At 67.7% G+C, this 24,105-nt stretch carries 27 protein-coding genes and 1 tRNA gene; 12 read left to right on the plus strand and 16 right to left on the minus strand.

Annotated features, from left to right (window positions below):
* The first annotated feature begins 72 nt into the window (after positions 1–72).
* Positions 73–2,064: an SDR family oxidoreductase gene (locus DMH01_RS06015; protein WP_125674070.1), complete on the plus strand. Its 1,992-nt coding sequence runs from the start codon at positions 73–75 to the stop codon at positions 2,062–2,064.
* 118 nt (positions 2,065–2,182) lie between these two features.
* Positions 2,183–3,304, plus strand: a complete 1,122-nt coding sequence (locus tag DMH01_RS06020; RefSeq protein WP_125674071.1) for a cell division protein DivIVA — start codon at positions 2,183–2,185, stop codon at positions 3,302–3,304.
* Positions 3,305–3,388: 84 nt separating this feature from the next.
* On the opposite strand, the gene DMH01_RS06025 is transcribed toward DMH01_RS06020, so the two are convergent.
* Both DMH01_RS06025 and DMH01_RS06030 read right to left on the minus strand, forming a co-directional pair.
* Positions 3,389–4,714, minus strand: a complete 1,326-nt coding sequence (locus DMH01_RS06025) for an amidase (RefSeq protein WP_125674072.1) — start codon at positions 4,712–4,714, stop codon at positions 3,389–3,391.
* 28 nt (positions 4,715–4,742) lie between these two features.
* Positions 4,743–5,837, minus strand: coding sequence for an alkene reductase (locus DMH01_RS06030; RefSeq protein ID WP_125674073.1), 1,095 nt, complete (start codon positions 5,835–5,837; stop codon positions 4,743–4,745).
* On the opposite strand from DMH01_RS06030, the gene DMH01_RS06035 reads away from it, so the two are divergent.
* Complete coding sequence (locus tag DMH01_RS06035) at positions 5,836–6,318, plus strand: MerR family transcriptional regulator (RefSeq protein WP_125674074.1); 483 nt, start codon at positions 5,836–5,838, stop codon at positions 6,316–6,318. The genes DMH01_RS06030 and DMH01_RS06035 overlap by 2 nt on opposite strands.
* Before the next feature lie 6 nt (positions 6,319–6,324).
* Here DMH01_RS06035 and DMH01_RS06040 read toward each other — a convergent pair whose 3' ends face one another.
* From DMH01_RS06040 to DMH01_RS42665, 4 genes are read right to left on the minus strand one after another with little or no spacing between them, the layout of a single operon-like run.
* Positions 6,325–6,900 carry a TIGR03086 family metal-binding protein gene (locus DMH01_RS06040; RefSeq protein ID WP_125674075.1) on the minus strand — a complete coding sequence of 192 codons (576 nt, stop codon included), beginning with the start codon at positions 6,898–6,900 and terminating at the stop codon, positions 6,325–6,327.
* Positions 6,901–6,905: 5 nt separating this feature from the next.
* The gene (locus tag DMH01_RS06045) at positions 6,906–7,391 is read right to left on the minus strand and encodes an SRPBCC family protein (RefSeq protein ID WP_125674076.1); all 486 of its coding nucleotides are present in this window, start codon (positions 7,389–7,391) and stop codon (positions 6,906–6,908) included.
* A gap of 29 nt (positions 7,392–7,420) precedes the next feature.
* A complete protein-coding gene (locus DMH01_RS06050) occupies positions 7,421–7,771 on the minus strand; it encodes a metalloregulator ArsR/SmtB family transcription factor (RefSeq protein ID WP_125674077.1) in 351 nt (116 codons plus the stop codon).
* Positions 7,772–7,818: 47 nt separating this feature from the next.
* A complete protein-coding gene (locus DMH01_RS42665) occupies positions 7,819–7,977 on the minus strand; it encodes a hypothetical protein (protein ID WP_158633193.1) in 159 nt (52 codons plus the stop codon).
* A 59-nt stretch (positions 7,978–8,036) separates the two neighbouring features.
* Between DMH01_RS42665 and DMH01_RS06055 the strand changes: the two genes are divergently transcribed.
* From DMH01_RS06055 to DMH01_RS06070, 4 genes are all read left to right on the plus strand, one after another.
* Entirely contained in the window at positions 8,037–9,272 is a 1,236-nt protein-coding gene (locus tag DMH01_RS06055) for a glycoside hydrolase family 3 N-terminal domain-containing protein (protein WP_125674078.1), read from the plus strand.
* Positions 9,273–9,385: 113 nt separating this feature from the next.
* A complete protein-coding gene (locus DMH01_RS06060) occupies positions 9,386–10,333 on the plus strand; it encodes a PHB depolymerase family esterase (RefSeq protein ID WP_125674079.1) in 948 nt (315 codons plus the stop codon).
* 108 nt (positions 10,334–10,441) lie between these two features.
* Entirely contained in the window at positions 10,442–11,146 is a 705-nt protein-coding gene (locus DMH01_RS06065) for a TetR/AcrR family transcriptional regulator (RefSeq protein WP_125674080.1), read from the plus strand.
* 35 nt (positions 11,147–11,181) lie between these two features.
* On the plus strand, positions 11,182–12,387 hold the full coding sequence (locus tag DMH01_RS06070) for a cytochrome P450 (protein ID WP_125674081.1): 1,206 nt from the start codon (positions 11,182–11,184) through the stop codon (positions 12,385–12,387).
* Here the strand turns inward: DMH01_RS06070 and DMH01_RS06075 are convergent.
* Together DMH01_RS06075 and DMH01_RS06080 are read right to left on the minus strand one after the other, a co-directional pair.
* Positions 12,384–13,025, minus strand: coding sequence for a histidine phosphatase family protein (locus tag DMH01_RS06075; protein WP_125674082.1), 642 nt, complete (start codon positions 13,023–13,025; stop codon positions 12,384–12,386). The genes DMH01_RS06070 and DMH01_RS06075 overlap by 4 nt on opposite strands.
* A 97-nt stretch (positions 13,026–13,122) precedes the next feature.
* A complete protein-coding gene (locus DMH01_RS06080) occupies positions 13,123–13,920 on the minus strand; it encodes a TIGR03084 family metal-binding protein (RefSeq protein WP_125674083.1) in 798 nt (265 codons plus the stop codon).
* A gap of 129 nt (positions 13,921–14,049) precedes the next feature.
* On the opposite strand from DMH01_RS06080, the gene DMH01_RS06085 reads away from it, so the two are divergent.
* On the plus strand, positions 14,050–14,496 hold the full coding sequence (locus tag DMH01_RS06085; RefSeq protein WP_125674084.1) for a MerR family DNA-binding protein: 447 nt from the start codon (positions 14,050–14,052) through the stop codon (positions 14,494–14,496).
* A gap of 109 nt (positions 14,497–14,605) precedes the next feature.
* Here the strand turns inward: DMH01_RS06085 and DMH01_RS43175 are convergent, their stop codons facing one another.
* Positions 14,606–15,121, minus strand: coding sequence for an acyl-CoA dehydrogenase family protein (locus DMH01_RS43175; RefSeq protein ID WP_370323352.1), 516 nt, complete (start codon positions 15,119–15,121; stop codon positions 14,606–14,608).
* Between DMH01_RS43175 and DMH01_RS43180 the strand changes: the two genes are divergently transcribed.
* Entirely contained in the window at positions 15,004–15,255 is a 252-nt protein-coding gene (locus tag DMH01_RS43180; RefSeq protein ID WP_233621412.1) for a hypothetical protein, read from the plus strand. The genes DMH01_RS43175 and DMH01_RS43180 overlap by 118 nt on opposite strands.
* Positions 15,256–15,355: 100 nt before the next feature.
* Here the strand turns inward: DMH01_RS43180 and DMH01_RS06095 are convergent, their stop codons facing one another.
* Positions 15,356–15,907, minus strand: a complete 552-nt coding sequence (locus DMH01_RS06095) for a DUF4190 domain-containing protein (protein WP_125674380.1) — start codon at positions 15,905–15,907, stop codon at positions 15,356–15,358.
* A 223-nt stretch (positions 15,908–16,130) separates the two neighbouring features.
* Between DMH01_RS06095 and DMH01_RS06100 the strand changes: the two genes are divergently transcribed.
* Both DMH01_RS06100 and DMH01_RS06105 read left to right on the plus strand, forming a co-directional pair.
* Positions 16,131–17,330 (plus strand): sensor histidine kinase, encoded by a 1,200-nt coding sequence (locus DMH01_RS06100; RefSeq protein ID WP_199745371.1) that lies wholly within the window; start codon positions 16,131–16,133, stop codon positions 17,328–17,330.
* A 30-nt stretch (positions 17,331–17,360) separates the two neighbouring features.
* Positions 17,361–18,008 (plus strand): response regulator transcription factor, encoded by a 648-nt coding sequence (locus tag DMH01_RS06105; RefSeq protein WP_125674384.1) that lies wholly within the window; start codon positions 17,361–17,363, stop codon positions 18,006–18,008.
* Here DMH01_RS06105 and DMH01_RS06110 read toward each other — a convergent pair.
* Complete coding sequence (locus tag DMH01_RS06110; RefSeq protein WP_125674085.1) at positions 17,981–18,853, minus strand: alpha/beta fold hydrolase; 873 nt, start codon at positions 18,851–18,853, stop codon at positions 17,981–17,983. The genes DMH01_RS06105 and DMH01_RS06110 overlap by 28 nt on opposite strands.
* A gap of 210 nt (positions 18,854–19,063) precedes the next feature.
* Between DMH01_RS06110 and DMH01_RS06115 the strand changes: the two genes are divergently transcribed.
* Positions 19,064–20,257 carry a type I restriction endonuclease gene (locus tag DMH01_RS06115; RefSeq protein ID WP_125674086.1) on the plus strand — a complete coding sequence of 398 codons (1,194 nt, stop codon included), beginning with the start codon at positions 19,064–19,066 and terminating at the stop codon, positions 20,255–20,257.
* Here the strand turns inward: DMH01_RS06115 and DMH01_RS06120 are convergent.
* The 5 genes from DMH01_RS06120 to DMH01_RS06140 form a co-directional block, all read right to left on the minus strand.
* The gene (locus DMH01_RS06120; RefSeq protein WP_125674087.1) at positions 20,244–20,759 is read right to left on the minus strand and encodes a winged helix-turn-helix domain-containing protein; all 516 of its coding nucleotides are present in this window, start codon (positions 20,757–20,759) and stop codon (positions 20,244–20,246) included. The genes DMH01_RS06115 and DMH01_RS06120 overlap by 14 nt on opposite strands.
* 1 nt (position 20,760) lies before the next feature.
* The gene (locus tag DMH01_RS06125; RefSeq protein ID WP_125674088.1) at positions 20,761–22,008 is read right to left on the minus strand and encodes a sulfite oxidase; all 1,248 of its coding nucleotides are present in this window, start codon (positions 22,006–22,008) and stop codon (positions 20,761–20,763) included.
* 60 nt (positions 22,009–22,068) lie between these two features.
* Positions 22,069–22,145: transfer RNA gene (locus DMH01_RS06130), tRNA-Leu, on the minus strand.
* A gap of 23 nt (positions 22,146–22,168) precedes the next feature.
* Positions 22,169–22,660, minus strand: coding sequence for an SLATT domain-containing protein (locus DMH01_RS06135; protein WP_125674089.1), 492 nt, complete (start codon positions 22,658–22,660; stop codon positions 22,169–22,171).
* A gap of 77 nt (positions 22,661–22,737) precedes the next feature.
* Entirely contained in the window at positions 22,738–24,066 is a 1,329-nt protein-coding gene (locus DMH01_RS06140) for an NAD(P)/FAD-dependent oxidoreductase (protein ID WP_007028829.1), read from the minus strand.
* Positions 24,067–24,105: the final 39 nt, after the last annotated feature.

The following is a 24,105-nucleotide window of genomic DNA, read 5'->3' on the forward strand; positions in this document are numbered from 1 at the left end:
GTGGTGGTCCTCGCCGTGCCGATGCAGCAGAATGCCGGGGGACGCGGGCGAGCACGGTGAAGGGTGAGGCGAATGGCGACTTTTCTGGTGACCGGGGCGACCGGACTGATCGGGCGCCAATTCACCCGGCTGCTGCTCACCAGGGACGACGTCGACAAGGTCGCGCTCGTCGTCCGGCCGTCCTCACGGGACAAACTCGCCAAACTCGTGAACGCCTGGCCGCATCCGGAACGCGTCACCCTCGTCACCGGTGACCTCGGCGAGCCGCTGCTCGGCGTGTCCCAGGAGGACCGAGAGACGCTTCGCGGCGTCGATCACGTCGTCCACCTCGCCGCCCTGTACGACCTCACCGCCGACGACGAAGCCAGCATCAAGGCCAACGTCGAAGGCACCGCGCAGGTGATCGCGCTCGCCGCCGAGCTGAACGCGGGCTGCCTGCACCACGTGTCCTCGGTCGCCGTCGCCGGTGATCACGAGGGCATGTTCACCGAGGAGATGTTCGACGTCGGCCAGCGGCTTCTCACGCCGTACCACCGCACGAAGTTCGAGGCGGAGCGCCTCGTGCGCGACCAGCAGGACGTGCCGTGGCGGGTGTACCGGCCTGCGGTCGTGGTCGGGAACTCCGAGACCGGCGAAATGGACAAGATCGACGGCCCGTACTACCTGTTCCCCGCGATCAGCAGGCTCGCCGGGCTGCCCGACGTGCCGATCGTCGGCCCCGACCTCGGCGACACCAACGTCGTCCCGGTCGACTACGTCGCCGAATCGCTGAACGCCCTGGTCACCACGAAGGGCCTCGACGGGCGCGCGTTCCACCTGGTCAACCCGGAACCGCAACCGGTCGTCTCGGTCTACAACGCCTTCGCGAAGGCGGCGGGCGCGCCGACGATCTCCGTGCAGCTCAACGACCGCCTGTCCAAGGGCATCGTCAACCTGGTGAAGCTGAGCGAGCACATCCCCGGCTTCACGATCGCGCGTGACGCCGTGCTGGAGCGGCTCGGGATCCCGCCGGTGCTGCTGGAGACCATGGCGTTCCCGTCGGTGTTCTCGTCGGCGTCGACGCGCAAGGCACTCATCGGCTCTGGCGTCGAGGTGCCCCGAGTCGAGGACTACGCGCCCACCCTGTGGCGCTACTGGCGGGAGCACCTGGACCCGTTCCGCGCCCGCAAGCACGGCCCGCGCGGCGAACTGGACGGCCGTCGCGTGATCATCACCGGCGCGTCCTCGGGGATCGGCCGGGCGACCGCGATCAAGGTCGCGGCCGCGGGCGGGGTGCCGCTGCTCGTGGCACGGCGGCAGCACGAGCTCGAAGAAGTGCGGGACGAGATCATCGCCGCGGGCGGCACGGCGTCGGTGTACCCGGCCGACCTGACCGACGAGGAATCGGTGCACAAGGCCGTCGACGCGATGCTCGCCGAGCACGGCCGGATCGACATGCTCGTGAACAACGCCGGCCGGTCGATCCGGCGGTCGATCAAACTGTCGTACGACCGGTTCCACGACTACGAACGCGCGATGGCGATCAATTACTTCGGCGCGGTGCGGCTGATCCTCGCGGTGCTGCCGCATATGTCCGAGCGGAAGTTCGGGCATATCGTCAACGTCTCGTCGATCGGCGTGCAGGGAATCGCGCCGCGCTTTTCGGCGTACGCGGCGTCGAAGGCCGCTTTGGACTATTTCTCCCGGATCGCCGCGACCGAGACCCACGGCGACGGAATCACCTTCACGACCATCCACATGCCACTCGTGCGCACGCCGATGATCCGGCCGACGAAGATCTATGACGCGTTTCCGACCAAATCCCCGGATCAGGCCGCGGACATGGTGATGAAGGCACTGAGGGAGCGCCCGAAGCACATCGGCACGCCCGCCGGGCAGGCGATCGGTCTCGCGTACACGCTCACGCCGGGACTCACGGATGCCGTGGCCTACCAAGGATTCCGGGTGTTCCCGGATTCCGCGGCCGCGGGCGGCGAAGGCGGGCTCAAGATCGGGAAGGGCGAACAGCATCTGTCCCGTGCGGCGATGGCGCTCGCCCGGCTCAGCCGTGGCTTCCATTGGTGACACTGCGCACACGGGTGGCGGCCGTTCAGGTGAGGGATCGCAGCTGAGAGCCGACACACGTCGGTGAATCACGAAGCCTGACAACGGCGACACCGGGTACGCAGGTACCGTCGTGGCCATGGTTCCCGAGCGAGACAACGGCCTGTTGCCCCTGCGGCGCGAGTACACCCAGGCCTGGCACGGCTTCGACCGGAACGAAGTGCGCCAGTATCTGGATCATCTCGAAGCCCAGCTTCGTCGCGTGATCACCGACCGCGACGCCGCGATCGCGCAGGCGACGTCGGCCACGCGCGAACTCGAAACCGTCCGCCACGAGGTGGCGAAGCTGAACGCCAGGATCGAGGAGCTGAAGAAACCGCCGGAGCGGCTCGAAGACCTCGACGAGCGGATGCAGCGCACCGTCACGCTCGCGCAGGCGCGTGCGGAAGAGATCACGAAGCGTGCCGAAGTCGCCGCCGAGAAGCACTGGGCGTCGTCGAGCGAGGCTTCGAAGAAGCTCCGTGAGCGCTACACGCGGCTCGTCGCCGAGCTGGACAAGCAGGCGGACGCGCTGCACTCGGAGCACGAATCGGCGCTCGCCGAGACGCGGGCCGAGGTCCAACGGCTGACCGTCGAGGCTGCCCAGCGCCGGGAACTGCTGGACAACGAGGCCGAGCGCAAGCGCCGGAAGATCGAGCGCGAGTTCGATCAGACGATCGCGGCTCAGCGCGCGTCGCACGAGAAGCACATCGCCGACCAGCAGACGGCCAGCAAGAACCAGGCCGAGCGCCGGATCGCCGAGGCCACCGCGGAGGCGAAGCGCCGCATCGACGAGGCCACGGCCGAGGCCAAGCGCCGGCTCGACGAGGCCACGACGACCGCCGCCCAGCGCACGACCGCCGCCCAGCGGAAGGTCGAGCGGCTGGCGGAGATCCGCGAGCAGGCCCGCAAGAGCCTCATGCAGGCCGACGAGGTCCTGAAGGGCAGCGAGGCGATGCTCGCCGCGCTGCCTGAGGAGTCGGTGATCCCGCACGCTTCGAAGCTCGTCGGTGGCGACAGCAAGGCCGAGGAGAAGAAGCCGGCGAGTAAGCCCGCCGAGCCGCCCGCCTCGAAGGCCGCCGCTCCGGCCGCCGCCAAGCCTTCTCCCGCCAAGCCCGCTCCTTCGGCGCCTGCCGCCGCTGCGCCGAAGAACGGACAGAGCGACCAGAACGGCCCGAAGACGAACGGGCAGAAGCCGTCACCCGCCAAAACCGGCTCCTGACCAGCGTGAAGTAGCAAGGGACCTTTGCTGTCGCTCTCTTTTGGAGAGTGATAGCAAAGGTCCCTTGCTCTCTTCCGGGAGCTGTCAGGAGGCGGTGGTGCGCGGCCAGGGGTTGGCCGCTTCGAGCTGGGCGGCGAGGCCAAGAAGGAGCGCTTCCCCGCCGGGCGCGGCGACGAGCTGGACGCAGGCCGGAATACCCGAACGATGCACCCCGACCGGCACGGACATCGCCGGATAGCCAGCGAGATTCCACAGGCCCGCGAAACCCGCCACCCGCACGGACGGCAGCACGTTGGCGATCCACCGGTTTTCATGCCAGGTGCGGGCCTTGAGCGGGAGCGTCGCGATCATGGGCGTGACCAGGACATCGTGGTCGGCGAAGAACTCCTCGGCACGCTCCAGCCAGCGCTCCCGAGTGCTCTCCCGGACGCGTTCGGCCATCAGCCGCCCGAGCCGGACGTGGGTGCGCGTCCGAGGCTGGAGCGCGGCGAGATCGAACTCGGCCGCTTGTTCCGCCGGGCCCGCGACCCAGCGCGCCAGGAGGCCACCGATCGCTCCGGCGCTGTACCGGGGCGTGCCGGGCGCGACGGTGTGCCCGGCCGCGCGGAACAGCTCTCCGGCTCGCGTGACGGCCCGGCTGAACGCGCGCGGCAGCGGCGCCCTCGTCAACGGGACCTGAGTCGACAGGGCGATGCGGGACCGCTTCGGGTCGGCGAGGTCGGCCAGCCCGGGCTGTTCGGCGAGGACCGACATCAGCACGGCGGCGTCGGCCACGGTGGTCGTCATCGGACCATGCGTGGACAAGCCGAACCAGCCGTTCTCCCCCGGTACGCGGACCACGCCCTTACCCGGTTTGAGCCCGACGATCCCGCACATCGCGGACGGCAGCCGGATCGAGCCCAGCCCGTCCGTGCCGTGCGCGATGGGCACCATCCCGGCCGCGACGGCCGCGGCGCTCCCACCCGACGAACCGCCGGCGGCATAGGACGGATTGCGCGGATTGCGCGCTGTCCCGTCCGGATCGTCGCTCGACGGCCAGATGCACAACTCCGGCACCCGGGTCAGGCCGACGATCACCGCTCCGGCCGCGCGTAACCGCCGGGCTATCTCACCGTCCTCTGTGGACAGCGTCGACGAACCCGCACGCGATCCCCACGAGGCGTACTCGCCCTCGACCGGCGCGACGTCCTTGACCGCGATCGGCACCCCGGCCAAGGGCAGGTCCGCCAGGTCCACACGTTCGGCGACAGCGGCGGCCTCGGCGAGCGCCTCTTCCGCCCGCACCCGGCGGAACGCGCCGACCACCCCGTCCGCCGCCGCGATCCGGGTCAACGCCTCGCGCGTCACCTGGACCGGATCGAGTTCCTTGGCACGCACAGCCGCCGCGATTTCCACTGCCGTCTTGACCATCCCCGCACTGTAGAGCGGGTGGCGAAGATCAGCGGCGCGCCGAACAGGCGAACTTCGCCGAGTCCGGTTCGAACGCCGGGAAGTCGGTGTAGCCGTCGAGCCCGGCGCCGTAGTAGACGGCGTGGTCCGCCCGAGCCAGCGGGGCACGCAGAGCGAAACGGGCGGGCAGATCCGGGTTCGCGATGAACAACCTGCCGAAAGCGACCACGTCGGCCAGCCCGGACTCGATCAAGGACTCACCCTCGTCCTGGGTGGTCGGCTCCTCGGATCTCAGATTCGCGATGAGCGTCCCCGGCCACGAAGGCCGCAGGTGCGACAGCACCTCGACATCCGGAGTGTCGATGACATGCAGGTACGCGAGCTCGTACCGGCGTAATTCCGCGACCAGTCGTGTATACACCTCCCTCCAATCGTCTTCCACGATGTCGTTCTCCGGGTTACCCGGCGAGATCCGCAGGGCGACCCTGGCCGCACCGATCTGCTGGACCACGGCCGCCACCACCTCGAGCGGGAAGCGAAGCCGGGCGGCGACCGAACCGCCGTAGCGGTCCTCTCTGCGGTTGGTGTTGCCTGCGAGGAACTCCTGGATGAGGTAGCCGTTGGCACCGTGGAGCTCCACGCCGTCGAATCCCGCCTCGATGGCCCGCCGGGCCGCCGCGGCGAAGTCCTGGACCACCTCGCCGATCTCCACCTCACCGAGCGCACGAGGTTCGACCGTGTCCGTCCAGCCTTCGGCCGAGAAGATCCGCCCGGCTTGCCGGACCGCCGACGGCGCCACCGGCGTCCGGCCCATCACACCGGGGTGAGAGACCCGGCCCGCGTGCCAAAGCTGCGCGAAGATGCGACCGCCTTCCTCGTGCATGGCCGCCGTCACCGCACGCCATGCCTCGGCCTGTTCCTCGGTCGCGAGCCCCGGAATGCCCGGGCCGCTCTTGCCTGTCCGGTTCACCCAGATGCCTTCACTCACGATCAAACCGGCGCTCGCGCGTTGCGCGTAGTACTCGGCCGTCCGTGGATGCGGCACGCCGGTGAAATCGTCCGCGCGACCCCGGGTCATCGGGGCCATCGCCACCCGGTTCGGCAGCTGGATCGCGGTACCGCGGAATGCTTCGAGCAACCTCATGAACGCGAAGCTAAACCCTGACACCGACGTCACGGTCAACCTCGGTTTCCACGGCTACTGTGGACTCATGCGGATCGGCGAACTGGCGAAGCGAACCGGGGTGAGCGTCCGCTCGTTGCGGTACTACGAAACGGAAGGCCTGCTGAGTCCCGCTCGATGCGGCAACGGCTACCGGACCTTCTCCGAAGACGACATCGCCAGGGTCCTGCAGATCCAGCTCTTCTATTCGGCCGGGTTGTGCAGCGGCAAAATCGCGGAACTCCTTCCCTGTGTGTCCGGGGACCACACGCATTTGGTGCCCTCGCCGGAACTGACCGGCGAACTGGAGATCGCCAAGACTCGAATCCAGAACCAGATTTCCTTACTCACCACCTCTCTGTCGGTTCTGGAACGTGTCCTGGCCGCGGCCAAGGGGACCGATACCGCCGAAGTACCGGTTCCTTCCCGGCCCGTCCGGCGACACCGCGGGATCCATGTCTGATCCGGGTCAGGCGTTCGGATCCCGGCCCATCAGCCCCAGCAGCCTGTCCTGCAGGGACGCGTCTTCGGGCACTTTCACTTCGGGACCGAAGACGACGATGCCGGGCCCGAACGCTCCGGGAATCCTCATCTGATCGGGGATCGCCTGCGCCGCAGGCCACATCCGGGCGACCTCCTCCGGATCGATCGTGTCGTCCTGCCCGGTGGCCCGGGCCAGATCCCAACCGTGGATCACCATGTCGGCACTGACGACCTGGTCGATGTGCTGTTCCGCGGTCATCTTCCCCGCGGGTGTCTCGTGTTCCGTGGCCGCGAGCACGGGATTGGCGAGGATGGCTTCGACATCGGCCCGAGCGGCACGGAAGGCGCCCAGCGGATCTTCCTGAAGCGACGGCGCCGGCCCGAGGTCACGACCGAAGGGGCGCAGCATCGCGCCGTGCATGTCGACGATGTGCCCGACGACATCCCTGGCGTTCCACTCTTCGCACGGGGATCCGCTCTCCCACTGCCCGGTTCGGACGGCGGCGACCTTGCTCTCGAAGGCGTCGGCCCGGACGCGATAACGGTTCGCGATAGCGGTCATCGTGGTCACGCCTCCACCGGAGTGGCCATGGACTCGGCCAATTTGTCGAAGCCCTCGCCGACGCCCCGCTCCATCCCGGATTCGAGCACGGCGTCCCGGATCCGCTTCGAGCCGTACCGCACCACCTGGGTCAACGTGGTGACCCCGTCGCGCTCGACCAACGTCAGAGTCGCCAAGGCCTGGCCTTCCGACGCATCGCAGCCCTCGTTCGTCTCGAGCGAGACGAGCCTTTCCGGACGGTCGATCTCCTGGTAGACGCCCTGGAGCAGCATCTCCTTCCCGTCGCCGTGGTGCAGCCGGTAGCGCCATCTGCCGCCGACCCGAAGGTCGATCTCGCATTCGACGACCTCCCAGTCGCGCGGGCCGAACCAGCGGCGCACCAGTTCCGGTTTGGTCCACGCGTCGAACACCAACACCCTCGGCGCGTCGAAGGACCTCGTCATGACGATCTCGAGATCGCCGGCTTTCGTCACGCTGAGAGTGCGTCCCATCGTGCTGTTCCTTTCCGCTCGTGCGGTGGTCAATCGGTCTCTTCCCGGCGCTCCGGGTGCTTCATTTCCTCGTCCAGGAGGAGGTCCAGCTGAGAGAAGGTCTCGTCCCAGTAGCGGCGATAGCCGCCGATCCATTCGTTCGCGTCCTTCAGCGGCCGGGCCACCAGCCGGCAGGGGCGACGCTGGGCATCACGCCCCCTTGCCACCAGCCCCGCCCGCTCCAGCACCTTCAGATGCTTGGAGATGGCCGGCTGGCTCATCGCGAAGGGTTCGGCCAACTCCGTCACCGTGGCCTCGCCGCGCGCGAGCCGCGCGAGGATGGCGCGGCGGGTGGGGTCGGCGAGTGCCGCGAAGGTGACATCGAGCAGATCCTGTGCCACGGTCGCCCGCCTTTCTGTTCCAAAGCAGTTCTCACGAGTTCGAGTTCTCACGCCGGCTCGCCGAAGGCTGGATAACCTTGCGGTTCCATAACCATGTGGTAATCTACGGCGGAGCAGATCGAGTTGTCAAGCACGAACACCGCTTTGACCAGAGAGAACACGAATCGGAAGGAGGTGAGGCCGAAGGTCCAGCCCGGCGCCGCCACGCACCAAAGGGCACGCGAACGCGTACGAAAGGGCAACTGGGGCTACCGTCGACAGCGGCATGGACGACGAACGAAACGAGCCGATGAACTCCGGGCGACCGAAGACGACGAAGCGGTGGGCGGCCGTCATCCTGGGAACCGCCGCCGTCCTGGCCACCAGCGTGCAGTGCGGTACCGCGAACGACGAAGCCGGATCCGCGCAGCCGGCGGGATCCGCACCTCCACCTCACAGCAGCGCCGCGTCAAGCCGGCCCAGCTCCAGCCCGCCCTCGCCGTCACCGAGGGTGGAGCGGGCGCCGGCTGCGGGCTGTGAAGCCGTCATCGCCGGGATGAGCCCCCGGCAGCGGCTGGCCCAGCTGGTGGTGGTCGGCGTGAACGCCGGAGACCCGCAGGCGGCGGTGAAGCTGGTGCGCGACGAGCAGGTCGGCGGGATCTTCCTCGGCGGCAACGAGACCGCCCTGCTGCGGAACCGCGCACTGGACGAGGTCCAGCGCGCCGCGAAGGTCCCGGTGTCGGTCGCGATCGACGAGGAAGGCGGTCGCGTCCAGCGGATCGACGCCCTCGACGGCGAGATGCCGAGCGCCCGGAAGATGGCCTCGACGCTGACGCCGGCGCAGGTGCGGGCGAAGGCGGCCGAGCGAGGACGGCAGATGCGAGCCCGCGGTGTCACCGTCGACTACGCGCCCGACGCCGACATCACCGACCAGCCGGACCGCGACATCGTCGGCGACCGATCGTTCGGCGCGAACCCGGAGGTCGCTCGCAAGTACGTCCTGGCGTTCGCCCAGGGCCTGCGGGACGCCGGGGTGCAGCCGGTACTGAAGCACTTCCCCGGGCACGGGCACGCCACCGGGGATTCCCACAAGGGACTGGTGCGAACGCCGCCGCTGGCCTCGCTGCGAAAGGTCGACCTGGTGCCGTATCGCGACATCGGCGAATACGGCGAGATCGGCGTCATGGTCGGGCACCTGGACGTACCAGATCTGACCGGCGGCACCCCGTCGACCCTGTCGGCACCGGCGTATCGGCTGCTGCGGAAGGACTACGCGTTCAACGGCCCGGTGATCACGGACGATCTCGGCGCGATGAAGGCGATCACGGCGCAGTACCCGCTCCCGGCGGCCGTGCTCAAAGCCCTGCAGGCGGGGGCGGATCAGGCGTTGTGGTCGTCCGGCGGCAACGTCGGGACGGTGCTGACCACCCTGGAGCAAGCGCTCGCGTCCGGCGATCTCCCGGCCGCCAGGGTCGCCGAAGCCTTGACCCGCGTGCTCACGGCGAAACACGCCTGCGGCTGACGACCGACCGGCCGAATGCCGGTGGTCCGAAAACTCAATGAACACAATGCTGACCAGGCCGGCGGCAGGAGTGACCCTGATCACCGCCCTGCCGCCCGATCAAGGAGGATCGCGTGCCTGGTCCCACGAAGTTCCTGCGCCGTCTCGCGCTGACGGCCGCCGCCGCTGCCGGACTGAGCCTGGTCGCCGCCCCAGCGGCGTCGGCAGTGCCGTCGGTGCCGTCGGCGATCGATCATCCGGTGCGGACGACCGCCTGCCAGCGTCCGTCCCCGGTTCCCACCGGGACGACGACGCTGCGGACGCTGACGTCCGGCGGCCTGCTCCGCGAGTACACGGTGCACGTTCCGGCCCGGTACCGGCCGTCGCGGCCGTACCCGCTGGTGTTGTCGTTCCACGGCCACAAACGAACGTCGAAATATCAGGAAGAGCTGTCCGGATTTTCCGCCTATGACGCGATTTCCGTCTACCCGCAAGGACTTCCGGGCACGGACGGCGAATCGGCGTGGACCGGCGCGCCGTACTCGGCGGCCGCCGACGACGTGCTCTTCACCAGCGATCTGCTGAACACGCTCCAGCGTGAACTGTGCGTCGACTCCCGCCGGATCTACGCGACGGGCAAGTCGAACGGTGGCGGGTTCGTCGGCGTCCTCGCTTGCCGGATGCCGGGCCGGATCGCGGCGTTCGCTCCCGTCGCCGGCGCGTTCTACCCGCAAGGCGGGGAATGCCACCCGTCGCGTCCCGCTCCGATTCTCGATTTCCACGGCACGGCCGACGCGACGATCCCCTACACCGGGAATCCCGCCAAGGGCCTGCCGGCGCTGCCGGACTGGCTCGCCGCGTGGGCGGACCGAAACGGCTGTTTCCCGCACCCGATCCAGTATTCGCCGAAAACCGACGTCACCGTTCAGCGCTGGCTCGGTTGCTCGCTCCAGCACTACCGGGTCGAAGGCGCCGGGCACGTCTGGCCGAGCGCCGCACCGAACAACGACTCCGCCACGCCGACCGTCATCGACGCCACTCCGGTCATCTGGAAGTTCCTGCTCGCCCACCATCTGCGTTAAGAACTCGTCGATTCCCTTGCCGGACCGGTGCCCCCGGCGCTACGGTCGATACTGACCGGATGACCAGATGAGCAAATCTGGTCACGAAGTCAGAGACTGGGAGCGCACGTGGCAGAACGTCCGGACCGCACCGCCGGCCGCGCCGATCGCATCCTCGACGCGGCCGGCGTCCTGCTGACGCGGCTGGGCTATCGCAAGGTGACCATCGAGGACATCGCGAGTCAGGCGGGCATCGGGAAGGGCACGATCTACCTGCACTGGCCCACCAAGGAAACCCTCTTCCACGCGTTGCTCCTGCGTGAATCCCTCCGGGCCGCCGAGAATCTCCTCGCCCGGCTGGACGAAGATCCGGCGGAGGTCGTCCCGCACCGGTTCCATCGGGCGGTTTTCCTCCATACCCAGCGGAGCCCGTTGCTCGGCGCGCTCATCACCGGCAACACCGAGCTGCTGGGCAGGCTGAAGAAACATCCTTTGCAGGACCAGGACGCGGTCGTGACCGAGCGGTACCTGAAGACGATGACGGACCGAGGCCTGCTGCGCGACGACATCCCGAACCTGCTGTTTTCCCTGCGCGCCTCGGCGCTGGGGTTCTACTTGATGGACAGCTTCATGGCCGACGGCGCCGACCTCGAATCCGAGGAGAAGGCCGACGCTCTCGCGCACATCATCCGGACGGCGTTCGAGCCGTCGGAGCCGCCGTCCCCGGCGAACGTGGCCGCCACCGCGGCCGAAGTGACCCAGGCGTTCCAGGATCTGATCTCGTCCTATCGCGCCTGGATCTACCGGAAGGACGGCCCCGAGGAGCCCGCTTGATCCGGGCTCTCCACCACTGAAGAAGGGGGCAAGCCATGACCACGATCGCCGAAAACTGGGGTGTCCACGAAGGCCAGTTCTGGCTTCGAGGGGAATTCCCGGCCGAGCCGGTCCGTTTCGACCCCGAGACGGGCATGTGGAACGTCTACGGCCACGCCGAGGCGCTCAAGACCCTGAGTGATCCCAAGGTGTTCTCCTCCGACACCACCCGGCTGATCCCCGAGGAGCTCTCACCGGACAAGGATCTGTTCGTCGAGGGCAATCTGCTCGTGATGGACCCGCCGGATCACAAAAAACTGCGCACGCTGGTGAGCCACGCCTTCACGCCGAAGGTCGTCGCGGATCTCGAACCGCGGATCGCCGCTCTGACGAACGAACTCCTCGACGCTGTCGACGGCGCGGACTCGATGGAGCTGGTTACCCATCTGGCCTACCCGCTGCCGGTGATCGTCATCGCCGAACTGCTCGGCATCCCGGCGAGCGATCGCGACCTGTTCAAGGAATGGGTCGACACCTTGCTGCGGAACAGTCAGCAGCGGTCGCTGATCAAGCAGACCGAGGAGGACAAGAAGGCCGCCGAGGAAACGGCCGCACAGGTGAAGAACCTGACGAACTACCTCGCCGAGCATGTCGACGACCGGCGGCGGAACCCGCGCGAGGACCTGCTGACCAAACTCGTCGAAGCCGAGGTCGACGGCGCGAAGCTCACGCAGAACGAAGTCGTCAACTTCGCGAACGTGCTGCTGCTCGCCGGGCACATCACCACCACGATGCTGCTCGGGAACACGGTGCTGTGCCTGGATTCCCATCCGGAGGAGTACCGGCGCGTCCGCGAGGACCGGGCACTGCTGCCCGCCGCCATCGAGGAATCGCTGCGTTACCTCAGCCCGTTCGCACTCGTCGCCCGCGCCACGACGACCGAGGTCGAACTGGGCGGCCAGACGATCCCGCCCGACAGCATGCTCGGCATCTGGGTGGCGGCGGCGAACCGGGATCCGCGTACGTTCACGGATCCGGGCACCTTCGATCCGGCGAGGGCGCACAACCCGCACCTGGCCTTCGGCCGCGGGATCCATTTCTGCATCGGCGCCCCGCTCGCCAGGCTGGAAGGCAAGACGGCGCTCAACATCCTGCTGGACCGCTTCCCGGATCTGCGCACCGATCCGGCCGCACCGCCGTCGTTCATCCCGAGCCCGAACATGACCGGGGTGAACAAGCTCCAGCTGTTGCTGAAGCCCTAGCGGTCCGCGTACCGGGAGGCGAGCGGGACCACCACTCGCGGAGCCCGCTTCCCGGGTGTGTACCGCAGTTCGGTGATGTTGCCGTTCGGCACGAGGTAGGTGTCGGCGAACGTGCGGAATCCGCGCATGGCCTCGCTGTCCGGCGTGGTGATCCCGGTCAGCAGTGACCACATGACCGCGCGGATGAAGAGCCCGTGCGTGAAGACCGCGATCGGCCCGGGTTCGCGTTCCCCCAGCCGCGCCAGGAAATCCTGGGTCCGGGTGAAGAGGGCCGCGAAGGATTCCGCGCCGTTCACCGCGTGGTGCGGATCGGCACGGGACCAGTAGGCCTCCGTGTACGGCTTACGGGTGGCTGTGGTGGTGACCTGTCCATGGAGTTCACCGAGGAAGGTGAACTCCTGGACAGGCCACTCCTCACGCTCCGCGCCGGGGAACCGCTCGATCGTCGGCTCGGCGGTCTGCCGCGCCCGCAGGAACGGCGACGTCACGATCAACCGGGGCGGTTCGGCCAGCGAATCCGCGATTTCGAGGGCTTGGCGTCTGCCGAGTTCGGTCAGCGCCGAAGTTCCCGGCTCCCCGCCGGGAAGCCCCGCGTTGGACTCGCTTTCCCCATGCCTGATCAGCCACACTCGCGTCACGATCGCCTCCTAGACCCCCTGTGCGTCGACGATCGCACCGAGCGGAGTTGATCGCGACTTCCAGGATGCCCTATCCACCGCGGAAGCGGCGGGACTCTCAACGACCGAACTGTCCCGGCGAGCGCCCCTCGCCCGCGGGGCCGCGGTACGCCTGCGCGATGTCCAGCCACTGGTCCGCCAGCGCGCCCTCGGCACGGACGTCGAGGTCGTCGCGGTGACGGCGCCGCGTGACCAGGAGGCAGAAGTCCTCGGCGCTCCCGGTGATCCGCTCGGGCGAGTCCTCGGGGCCGAACGTCCACAGCTGCCCGGACGGCGAGGTGATCTCGAACCGGAACTCCTGTTCCGGCGGGGTCAGGCCGCGCGCCTCGTAGCCGAAGTCCCGCACCCGGACGGCGAAGCCGACGAGATACGCGAGCCGGTCGGTCCGCTCCGGCCGCACACCCAGCGCGTCCGCGACGTCCTGGCCGTGCGCGAACAGTTCCATCATCCCGGCGCAGGCGAGGATCGCCGGCGGCAGCGGGTTGACCAGCCACGGGACGACCTGGTCCGCCGGGACCGCGGCGAGCGCCTTGATACCGGCGTCGCGTTCGGCGCGCCAGCGGCTCAGCAGGACCTCGTTGGGGTCACCGAGGTAGTCGTCGAGGGCCGCGTTGACGGCGGCGTCGAACCCGCGCGCCATCGACGACTTCGCGAGTTCGGCGAAGGCCCGCGGCTCGGCCGCGGACAACCCGGCGATCTTGAAGATGAACGCGAGATGCGCGATCTGGTGTTTGACCGACCAGCCCGTCGCGGGCGTTGGCAGCTCCCATCCCGCGTCGTCGAGGCCGGCCACCAGGGCGTCGACCTGTTCACCTTCCGTGGTGAGGTCCCTGATCACGTTCCGGAAGTCAGTCACCGTGCCGTCCTCTCGCCGTTTCCACCCTCTCGAATGATGCGGACGCGCCTGGCCGTCGTCTTCTCTTCGTGAGCCCCGTCGAAATCCGGACTTGATTCTGGAGCCGGGTCCAAGTTCTACGCTCGCATCATGCGAACCGAAGCGACGAAGGCGCTGACGGCGTTGACCATGTCCGAGGTGACCTCCCGCGCCGGGGTGCGGCCGGACACCGTGCGCTACTACGAGCGCATCGGCCTGCTGCCCACGCCCGCGCGGACGACCGGCGCCCACCGGCGCTACGACGAGGGCGTCATCGACAGGCTGCGGTTCATCCGCGGCACCCAGCGGCTCGGGCTGACGCTGACGGAGATCGGTGACCTGCTGAGCGTGCGTGACACCGGCGTGTGCCCGTGCGAACCCGCCGAAACCATGCTGGAACGCCATCTCGCCGAGATCGAAGCGGAGATGACACGGCTCGGCGAGCTGCACGCCGAACTCACTTCCATGCTGTCCGGGATGTCCGGCGCGAACTGCGCCGATCCGGCTCCCGGCGCCTGGTGCCCACCCGGCTGCGACCCCGAGGGAGGAGGTGGATGACCATGCGGAACGACGACTGGTGCGATTGCGACTGCTGCGGCAGCGGCTGCTGCTGACCCGCTTCGGCGGTACCGGCCGGGCGTGACGTCACCCGGCCGGCCATCCGAGGTCACTCCTGCGGCAAGAGCACCGTCTTCCCGATCCGGTCTTTGCGGACTTCGGCCGAATACGCCATCAGACCGCCCGTCTGCGCGTCCCGGAACAGCCGCTGGATCGGCGACGTGCGCAGGAAACCCGAACCGCCGCCTGCTTTCAGCGCCAGCTGCGCGACCTCACGGGCGGACAGGAACTCCGGCGAATTCCGATCCGCCAGCCACGCCATGTTCCGCGAGTACACGCGCGCGGCTTCGAGACGGGCGTGGACGTCCGCGACTTCGAACTGAAGCCAGTGCATTTCGGCGAGTGGCTGCCCGGCCGCGGGGATGACGCGGCTTCGGGCGTGCGAGACAAGAGCTTCCTCCGCCGCGTCGGCGATGGCCCAGTGACAGGAACGCGAGGCCTGCCGCGATGTGGTTCGGTCGCCGCTCGGCCGAAGGTGGGCGCGCCGCCGACGAGCGCGTTGACCAGGAAATGGTCGGCGGCCTCGCAGCCGGAAACGAAACGCTTGGCGCCGGTGAGCCGGTATCCGCAGTCGGCGGGCTCGGCGATCTGTTGCGGCATCAGGAACATGGTGGCGTACCGTTTCCGCCGATGAGCATCACCCAGACGCACGCCGTGGAGGAACAGGCGGCGCTGAGAATACGGACGATCTCGCCGTAGCCGCCGAACTCCGCGGGCAATGTCGCCCGGTCGGGCGCAAGGCGCGAAGGCCTCCTCGCCACCCCGAGAATGGCGAAGGAGGCCTTTCACGGTCCGGCCGTCACACTCCGGTGCAGGCGGCCATCGCGAACTCGCCCGAAGCGGTCTTGGTCGAAACGACCGCGCCGTCGACGGTGATCTTGCAGGTGACGGATCCACCGGTCTCGCCCGTGGTCACCGTGAGTGTCCCGCCCTTGTAGACGCCCTTGTTCTCGACTTCCTTGTTCCACGGCAGCGCCGGAACGGTCTCGGTGGTGGGGTTGAGGACCTCGCCGTAGATGACCTCGACGTTCGTGGCGTCACCGGTGACTTCGTAGGAGACCTTCGCGGTGCGGTTGATTTCGTTGTTGACCTCGTTGACCGCCGCGTTGAACACGAAGATCCACACCACGCAGACCACGAGCCCGAGTGCGGACAGGGCGATACCGGTGATGGAGAGCCCCTTGTTGGAGGCCTTCCCGTTCTTGACACGGATCAGCCCGATGATCGAGAAGATCAGGCCGAGGATCACCAGCGGCCACGCGATGACGCCGACGAACGGGATCGGGGAGAAGACCAGCCCCACCAGGCCGAGGACGAAGCCCGTGACGCCGATGCCGTTGCGGGGCGGCATCGGGCTGGCGGGGGCTTGCGGGGCCGGCGTGTAGGGGGTTTGCTGGGTCACGGGGGTTTTCCTTTCCAACGGGATGAACGAGGCGGCATACAACCAGCGATCGCGAGGCGGCCGCGTCGTCCTCGGCGCGTGAACCCGTTACGACGAAAGTCGTAATTCGCGCGCTGCGAAGGATCGGTTCCGCTGATGTGGGTGGCCTGGCCTGCTTGCGTACGCTCAGCGCATGGCAAGGCGTGTGCTCGGTGTGGTGCTCACCGTGGTGGCGGTCGCGGCGTGCGTGATCAGCAGCATTTTCGTCTTCAGCGCCCAGGGCTACCTTCCGGCGACGAAAGAGTTCGACCCGACTTGGTGGTCCACGCTCGGCTTCCTCACCGGGATCGCGGCGGCGGTCATGCTCTGCTGGCGGCACAAATGGCCGGAGCTCGTCCTCGGCATCGCTTTGGTTCCGCCGCTTTGCTTCCGGTCCGACGCGCTGGCCGCGTTGGTCGCCCTCGCCGCGTTGGCCGCGCACCGCCGTGACCGATTCCTGTGGATCGGGTCCGTACTGGTCTACATCGCGACGGCATGGGCTTTGTTCGGCGACGCCAACCGCCATCCCGACGTGACCATCGCCGGGCAGATCGTCGGCGAACAGCTGTCCGCGGTGCAGGTGATGGGGACGCTGACGGTCGCGGTCGTGATGACGGCCGTGCCGCTCACCGTCGGGGTCGTCCGCGGGATGCAGGACACGATCGCGATCCGCGAGGCCAAGGAAGAGGAACTCCGCGCCGAAATGACCCGTCGCGCGGAACGCACGCGGATCGCGCGCGAGATGCACGACGTCCTCGGGCACCGGCTTTCCCTGCTGTCACTGCAGGCCGGTGCGTTGGAGGTCAGCAAGGGGCCCGCGACGACGGAAGCCGCGAAGACCGTCCGCACGACGGCCCGCCAATCGCTCGAAGATCTGCGGCAGGTCATCGGGGTCCTGCGCGATGGCCAGGGTTTCGGTGAGAACGGCGAGCACGGATCCCATCCGGAACCGCCACAGCCGACGCTGGCGGACATTCCCGAGCTGGTCGCCAACGCGCGACGGGCCGGCTTGGGGGTCAACGTGACGATCCTGCTCGACGACGCGGGCGGCGCGCCTGCCTTGCTCGGCACGACCGCGTACCGGATCGTCCAGGAGTCGATGACCAACATCCTGAAGCACGCCCCGGGCGCGGCCGCCGAGGTTTCGGTTCGCGGAGGCCCCGGGAACGGGCTCACCGTCGAGGTCGTCAATCCGCTGCCCGCGACGGCCGCGATGGGCAAGCCACCGGGCGCAGGTGCGGGGCTGACCGGGATCGGCGAACGTGTCACGCTGATGGGCGGGAACGTCAGCGCCGGTCCCACCGAAGAGCGCACCTTCGCCGTCCGGGCTTGGCTGCCATGGGGACACCACTAACCTGTCCGAGTGAACCAGCGCCCACTGCGAGTGCTGCTCGTCGACGACGACCCGCTCGTACGAACCGGTTTGTCGATGATCCTGTCCAGCACGGGCGACATCCAGGTCGTCGCGGAGGCGGGCGACGGGGACGAAGCCGTGCCGAAGGTGACCATGCACGCGCCCGACGTCGTGCTGATGGACATCCGGATGCGGCGGATGAACGGTCTCACCGCGACCGCCGCCGTCACGGCGCTGCCCAATCCACCGAAAGTCCTCGTGCTGACAACGTACGACCTCGACGAGTACGTCTTCGACGCGCTCGGCGCGGGCGCCAGCGGTTTCCTGCTGAAAGAGGGTTCGCCGCAGGAGATCATCGACGCGGTGCGCGTGGTCGCGGCGGGTGAGGCGATGCTTTCGCCGCGGACGACGCGGAAACTCATCGGGCATTTCGTCGCGACCAGGACGAGCCCTCGCCGTCATCGGGCGCGAGCCGGGCTGAGTACCTTGACCGAGCGTGAACGGGAGATCGTCACCGCCGTCGCGCAGGGCGGCACCAACGCCGAAATCGGCGCGGCACTGCACCTGAGCGAAGCGACGGTGAAGACCCACATCACCCGGATCTTCGCGAAACTCGACGCGACGAACCGGGTCCAGCTGACGATCTTCGCCTACGAAGCCGGGCTTGTCGCTCCCTGACGGTCCGTAGCGTGCAGGCCGGCGAGGACGGCGGCCGCCTCCTGCGGATGGATGAGGAACCGGACGTGGCTGCCGGCGAGCGACCGCACGTCGGTCGGGTTGTCCGGGGTGAGCGCGTCCGCCTCCTTGATGAACCGGTCCTGCAGCGCGAGCGGCATCGACCGGTCCTCGGTGAGCCGGATGTAGGTGCGCGGGATCCGGCCCCAGGTGGCGGCGTCGGCGAGTTCGGTTCCGGCGTCGAGGCTCTCGTCCGGCTCGAGAGTGTTGAGGTAGGCCAGGAACTCCTGCTCGGTACCATCTTCGAGCATCGCGGTCTTCAACGCGGACAGCAGCGCGGGATCGGCCGTGCGCCAGTTCATCCGGAGCGCGCCGAGCTCGGCGGGATTCGCGACGACGACTCCGCCGACGTCGTTGAGCGCACTGGTCGCGTACTCGGGTCCCTGCATGTACTCGCCCACCGTCGCGTCGACACAGCACCACGCGGAGATGTAGACGATCCGGTCGATCAGTTCCGGGACGGCGTTGCCGACGCCGGTGAGCGTGACCCCGCCGCGGCTGTGCCCGACCAGGATGACCGGCCCGTGCTCGGCGACCTTGCGCACGACGTCCACCACCTGCTCGACGGCCTCGGCCAGCGTGGCACCCGCCTGGTTCGACGGCGCCGTGGCCAGCGCTTCGAGATCCTGCGGCGCCTGGTAGGCGGCGTGGAAACCGGCGGCGAAGCCGTGGCCGGGAAGGTCGACGGCCAGCGTGCGGTGGCCGAGCAAAGCGAGTTCACGTTGCAGCGGTCCCCAGGTGAACGAGGCGCTGCTCGAACCGTGTACGAAAACGTAGGTCGAAGTCACGGTTCGTATCCTGACATCCCGGCTTTGCCCGGATGGCGCTCAGTGGGGCCGGACCATGGCAGAGTCGCCCGATGCCATCGAGGTCACCATCGAGTCACGAGGTGTAACGCGGAGGCTTCCGCCTACGACCTAGCTCCCGCAACACAGCGAAAACTGGGGAAGGTGCCGCCAACCGCGCACCGAGTAACGCGCCACATGGAGGGCACCACTATGGAGATCGCAGAGCGCGCACAGGCTCTGGCTCTGAAAATCCGGAAGCACAAGGCCGATATCCAGACGGAAGAGGCCACCAAGAATGCTTTCGTGATGCCCTTCATCAGCACGGTCCTCGGATACGACGTCTTCAACCCCGCGGAAGTCATCCCCGAATTCACAGCCGACGTCGGCACCAAAAAGGGCGAGAAGATCGACTACGCCATTGTGCACGACGGACAAGTGCAGGTATTGGTCGAGGCAAAGAAGATCAACGACCCGCTTCGCATCGAGCACGCGTCCCAGCTTTTCCGATACTTCGCAGTAACCAATGCAAGGATCGCCATCCTCACAAACGGTGAGACATATCAGTTCTACACCGACCTGGACGCGCCGAACCGGATGGACGCGAAACCCTTCCTGGTTCTGGATTTTTCGGATATCGATGAGACACTGATTCCCGAACTCGCGAAGTTGAGCAAAGAGTCCTTCAACTTGGACTCGGTCATCAACGCCGCCGAGGAACTCAAGTACATCGGCCAGATAAAGCGAATCCTCGCAACCCAGTTCAAGACACCCGAGGACGAGTGGGTGAAGTTCCTGGCCGGCCGAGTCTACGAAGGCTCCTTCACTCAGCGAGTTCGCGACCAGTTCGCCCCGCTTGTCGACAAGGCGGCACGCCAGTTCCTCAACGAGCAGGTCAATGACCGATTGAAGAACGCACTGGGTGGGCCTGATTCCTTCGTCAGCGTTTCGGCCGGCGCACCCGAATCTCCCGAGCAGAGCGTTATTGCCGAGAATACTTCTACAATTCCTTCGGAAGCACGGCCACATGACAGCAGCGGGGACGTGATCACAACCGAAGAAGAACTCGAGGGGTATCGGATCGTTCGCGCCATCGTCTGCGGCGAGGTCCCTGCGGCAAGAATCGTCGCACGCGACACGAAGACATATTTCGGCGTACTGCTGGACGACAACAATCGCAAACCAATCGCTCGACTGTGGTTCAACCGCTCAAAGAAATACCTCGGAATCTTCGACGAGAACAAGGTCGAGACACGTATCCCCATCGGAACTGTCGAAGAGATCTACCAGCACGCCGGCCACCTTCGTAAGACCGTGTCCCGGTACAACTCTCCAATCGCATCCGACCCAAAGACAGTCGGGGACACAGAGCCGAACGTCGTGGATTCATCGCTCAGTCCGCGATGAGCACCTGGCCCGCCCCGTCGAATCGGTAACCGACCCCGCGCACCGTCGCGATCGGCGTCAGCACGGGTTCGAGTTTCCCGCGGATCTTGCGGACGTGGACGTCCACGGTCCGCCCGTTACCGCCGGACAGCCCCCACACCTGCGCCATCAGGGTGAGGCGGTCGAAGACGCGGTCCGGGTTCCGGCTCAGGAACAGCAGGAGATCGAACTCCAACCTGGTGAACTCCAGCACCTCGCCCCGTAACAGCACTCGTCGCGAATCGGGTTCGATGCGCAGCGGCGGCGCGGTTTCGCCTGATCGTCGCCGTCGCCCGGCGAGTTCGATGACCTGGCCGGAATCCGCTGGGACGGTTCGCGCGGTAAGAGTCACCCTGACAGTGTCCTCAAAGGACTCGACCAGGCGCGCGGCTATCGCGGCGGCGTGTTCCGGGTCGGTGCTGACCCGTAACTCCAGAGTCAATTCGACGGGCTGATCCACTCGCACGGCGACCGACTGCGTCATCTCACACCACCCGGGCCGGATGGCGGACGACGGCGTCGAACAGGTAGCCCTGGGAGTTGTGCGGAGTGACGTCCGGCTGGGTGACACCGACGATGTCCGTCGCCCGTGCGCGCAAGGTGTGGGTCCCGGGAATGCCGGAGCGCCAAGGGATCTCCCAGCGTTGCCAGCCTCGATCGGCCGCCGCGCCCACGAACTTCGCCTGCCGCCAACCGGCACCGGTGTCGACTTCGACGCGCCGGATCCGGCCGTTGCCCGACCACGATCGGCCGCGCAGCACCTGCCTGCCGCCTGCCGCGAATTCGGCGTTCCAGGGCAGTTCGAACGCGCTCTTGACCACCTGCCGGGTGACGACCGTGCCGTCGGCCGGATAGTCCGGCCCGAGCAGCCGGTAGTACTGCGTGTTCCACGGCGACACCAGGGGCTTGTCCGAGACTTCGATGCGCCCCAGCCATTTGATCGACGAGATCCCGACCCACGACGGCACGACGAGCCGCACCGGATGACCGTGGTCCGGCGGGAGCGGACGCCCGTTCATCTCGTACGCCAGCAAAACGTCCTGCAACGCCTTCGCGATCGGCAGCGGACGGCGCACCTTTCCCAGGTTGACCCCGCCGGTGACATAGTCGGCGTCCAGTCCCTCCGGCAGGACGTCCACCGCGTGCCGCGTCAAACCCGCCTTGGCCAGCACGGTGGAAAGCCGGACACCGCGCCAGCGCGCGACCCCGATCGCGCCGAGCTTCCACGCCGTGCCGGACACCGCCTGCCCTTGCTGACTGCTGAAGAAACTCCGTCCGTTGCCCGCGCATTCGATGGCGGAAGTGATCGTCTCCGCGGGCAATCCGAGCAGGTCTCGGTAGCTGAACTCGACCGGCCCTCCACGCAGTCCGGTCCCGAACAGCTTCAGCCGCCAGGTGCCGGCGTCGATCGACGGTGTGGCGGTGTGGTTTCGCACGAAGAACCGGTCGACCGGCGTCAGATAGCCCTGCCCGCTCAACGCCTCCCAGCGCGTCTCGGCGTTGCCGCCGTAGACCTCGAAGATCTCCGGCGGCAAGGGTTTCACGATCGGCGAGGCCGCCGTCGCCGTTCCGGCCGGCAGCGTGCCGAGCGCCGTCAGCGCGAGCGACCCACCGGCCGCCAGCCGAAGTAGACCGCGCCTGGAAAGCCCGCCACCCCGCGCCTCCCCCGCGCGCCACTGGGCCAGCCGAGCGCGGTCGTAGGTGGCTTCGTCGGTCAGGCCGGTTCCGGTCATGCGGGCCATTGTCGGTAGCGGCGGCCCGCGCGGACCAGGACGTCCACAGAGCGGAACGTGTGGTGCCCCGGACGGGGATCGAACCCGCACTGGGTCGATTTTAAGTCGACTGCCTCTGCCAGTTGGGCTACCGGGGCACCGACAGCCTAGGCGATGCCCTTCAGTTCGCCGCTTCAGTACGCCGATATTCGAGCCAACGTAGACCAAGCTCGTTCCAAACGGCCTGGTACTCCTCGAACTTCTCGTTGACCAGCCGGGGATCGATCCGATCGGGCGGGGTCGACGCGATGTAGAAGCTGAGCTCGTCGCGCAGCCGGTAGAGCCGGAACTGGACCTCTTCCATCAGGACCCACAAGGAGCGCCAGGCGAAGAACGGCTCGAGCGCGCCGATGACGGTCGTCACGGCCACGAGGGCGAATGCCACACCGGTCCAGCCGTTGAGGTTCTGCAGACCGAGGATGATCGTGGACGCCGCCGACAGCGCGAGCAGGAGGACCCTGATGGACACGGCGCGCCAGCGGAAACGCCTCTTCCGGGAGCGGGCGTGCGCGTTGTCGCGCTCGATCCGCTCCAAAACGTGCTTCGCGAGTTCGGCCGGAGCCAGGCCGGTGGCGAGCGGTACGGCGGGTACGGACTTCCGGAATGCCTGCACCGGCACACCTTAAACGCCGTGAAGGCCTCCTTCCCTAACTTCAAGGTAGGGAAGGAGGCCTTCACGGACTCACGAACTCAGGACTTCGACAGCCTGTCGAACTCCTCGCGCGGGTTGTTGATCTGGCCGAGCGAGATGACCTCGCGGCGGAACAGGCCACCGAGCATCCAGTCGAACAGGATGCGGATCTTGCGGTTCCACGTCGGCATCGCCTTGAGGTGGTACGCGCGGTGGAAGAGCCAGGCCGGGAAGCCCTTGATCTTCAGGTTCAGCGCGTCGGCGACACCCTTGTGCAGGCCGAGGCTGGCCACCGCACCCAGGTTCTTGTGGTAGTAGTCCTTCGGCTTGCCGCCGCGGATCACCTTGATGATGTTCTTCGCCAGCAGACGCGCCTGGCGAACGGCGTGCTGCGCGTTCGGCGGGCAGGTCGCGGTCGGGTCCTGCTCGGTGCGCGAGAGGTCCGGCACGGCGGCGTTGTCACCGGCGGTCCAGACGTCGGGGTGCCCGACGACCTGCATCGCGGCGGTGGCCTCGACGCGGCCGCGCTTGTCGAGCGGCAGATCCGAGCTGGCGAGCACCGGGTTCGCCTTCACACCGGCGGTCCAGATGATCGTGTCGGTGTCGAACTCGGTACCGTCCGAGAGCACGACGTGTCCGTTCTCGAACGACTTCGCCGCTGTCGACAAATAGACTTCGATGCCGCGCTTTTCGAGCTGCTCGACGGTGTACACGCCGAGCGTCTCGCGCACCTCGGGGAGGATCCGCCCGGCCGCCTCGACGAGCACCCAGCGGATGTCCTCGACCTTGAGGTTCGGGTAGTAGTTCTCCACCGCGAACCGGGTCATGTCCTCGAGTTCGGCGAGCGCCTCGATACCGGCGAACCCGCCGCCGACGACGGTGAACGTCAGCAGGCGCTTGCGCTGCTCGGGATCGAGCGTGCTGGCGGCCTCGTCCAGCTTCGTCATGACGTGGTTGCGCAGGTAGATCGCCTCACCGATGGTCTTGAAGGCGATGCCTTCCTCCACCAGGCCCGGGATCGGCAGGATGCGCGCCACGGCGCCGAGAGCGACCACGAGGACGTCGTAGTTCAGCTGCTCGACGTGCCCGTCGGCGGCCTCGACCGTCACGGCCTTGCGCTCGTGCTCGATCTTCGTCACGCGCGCGGTCAGCACGTGGCAGCGCTTGAGCACGCGCCTCAGCGGCACGACCACGTGCCGCGGTTCGATCGCACCGGCCGCCGCCTCGGGCAGGAAGGGGGCATAGGTCATGTGCGGCTGCGGGTCAACGACCGTCACGGACGCTTCGTTGGCCCGGAGCATCTTCTGGAGCCCGTACGCCGTGTAGAGCCCGACGTATCCACCACCAAGGACGAGGATCCGTGTCGGTTCCGACTTAACACCAGCCATATTTCTATAGTCGCACCCATCAGCTGAGATCGCTCGGAG

This window comes from Amycolatopsis sp. WAC 04182 (genome assembly GCF_003947465.1).
Lineage (GTDB): Bacteria > Actinomycetota > Actinomycetes > Mycobacteriales > Pseudonocardiaceae > Amycolatopsis.

Excerpts from the sequence above, each read along its gene's own strand:
- DMH01_RS06040 (WP_125674075.1), bottom strand. The coding sequence starts at position 6,900 with ATGACCGCTATCGCGAACCGTTATCGCGTCCGGGCCGACGCCTTCGAG.
- DMH01_RS06055 (WP_125674078.1), top strand. The coding sequence starts at position 8,037 with ATGGACGACGAACGAAACGAGCCGATGAACTCCGGGCGACCGAAGACG.
- DMH01_RS06020 (WP_125674071.1), top strand. The coding sequence starts at position 2,183 with ATGGTTCCCGAGCGAGACAACGGCCTGTTGCCCCTGCGGCGCGAGTAC.
- DMH01_RS06095 (WP_125674380.1), bottom strand. The coding sequence starts at position 15,907 with ATGCCGCCCCGCAACGGCATCGGCGTCACGGGCTTCGTCCTCGGCCTG.
- DMH01_RS06015 (WP_125674070.1), top strand. The coding sequence starts at position 73 with ATGGCGACTTTTCTGGTGACCGGGGCGACCGGACTGATCGGGCGCCAA.
- DMH01_RS06140 (WP_007028829.1), bottom strand. The coding sequence starts at position 24,066 with ATGGCTGGTGTTAAGTCGGAACCGACACGGATCCTCGTCCTTGGTGGT.
- DMH01_RS06025 (WP_125674072.1), bottom strand. The coding sequence starts at position 4,714 with ATGGTCAAGACGGCAGTGGAAATCGCGGCGGCTGTGCGTGCCAAGGAA.
- DMH01_RS06035 (WP_125674074.1), top strand. The coding sequence starts at position 5,836 with ATGAACGCGAAGCTAAACCCTGACACCGACGTCACGGTCAACCTCGGT.
- DMH01_RS06070 (WP_125674081.1), top strand. The coding sequence starts at position 11,182 with ATGACCACGATCGCCGAAAACTGGGGTGTCCACGAAGGCCAGTTCTGG.
- DMH01_RS06045 (WP_125674076.1), bottom strand. The coding sequence starts at position 7,391 with ATGGGACGCACTCTCAGCGTGACGAAAGCCGGCGATCTCGAGATCGTC.
- DMH01_RS06120 (WP_125674087.1), bottom strand. The coding sequence starts at position 20,759 with ATGACGCAGTCGGTCGCCGTGCGAGTGGATCAGCCCGTCGAATTGACT.
- DMH01_RS06085 (WP_125674084.1), top strand. The coding sequence starts at position 14,050 with ATGCGAACCGAAGCGACGAAGGCGCTGACGGCGTTGACCATGTCCGAG.
- DMH01_RS06115 (WP_125674086.1), top strand. The coding sequence starts at position 19,064 with ATGGAGATCGCAGAGCGCGCACAGGCTCTGGCTCTGAAAATCCGGAAG.
- DMH01_RS43180 (WP_233621412.1), top strand. The coding sequence starts at position 15,004 with ATGTGGTTCGGTCGCCGCTCGGCCGAAGGTGGGCGCGCCGCCGACGAG.
- DMH01_RS06125 (WP_125674088.1), bottom strand. The coding sequence starts at position 22,008 with ATGACCGGAACCGGCCTGACCGACGAAGCCACCTACGACCGCGCTCGG.
- DMH01_RS06030 (WP_125674073.1), bottom strand. The coding sequence starts at position 5,837 with ATGAGGTTGCTCGAAGCATTCCGCGGTACCGCGATCCAGCTGCCGAAC.
- DMH01_RS06100 (WP_199745371.1), top strand. The coding sequence starts at position 16,131 with ATGGCAAGGCGTGTGCTCGGTGTGGTGCTCACCGTGGTGGCGGTCGCG.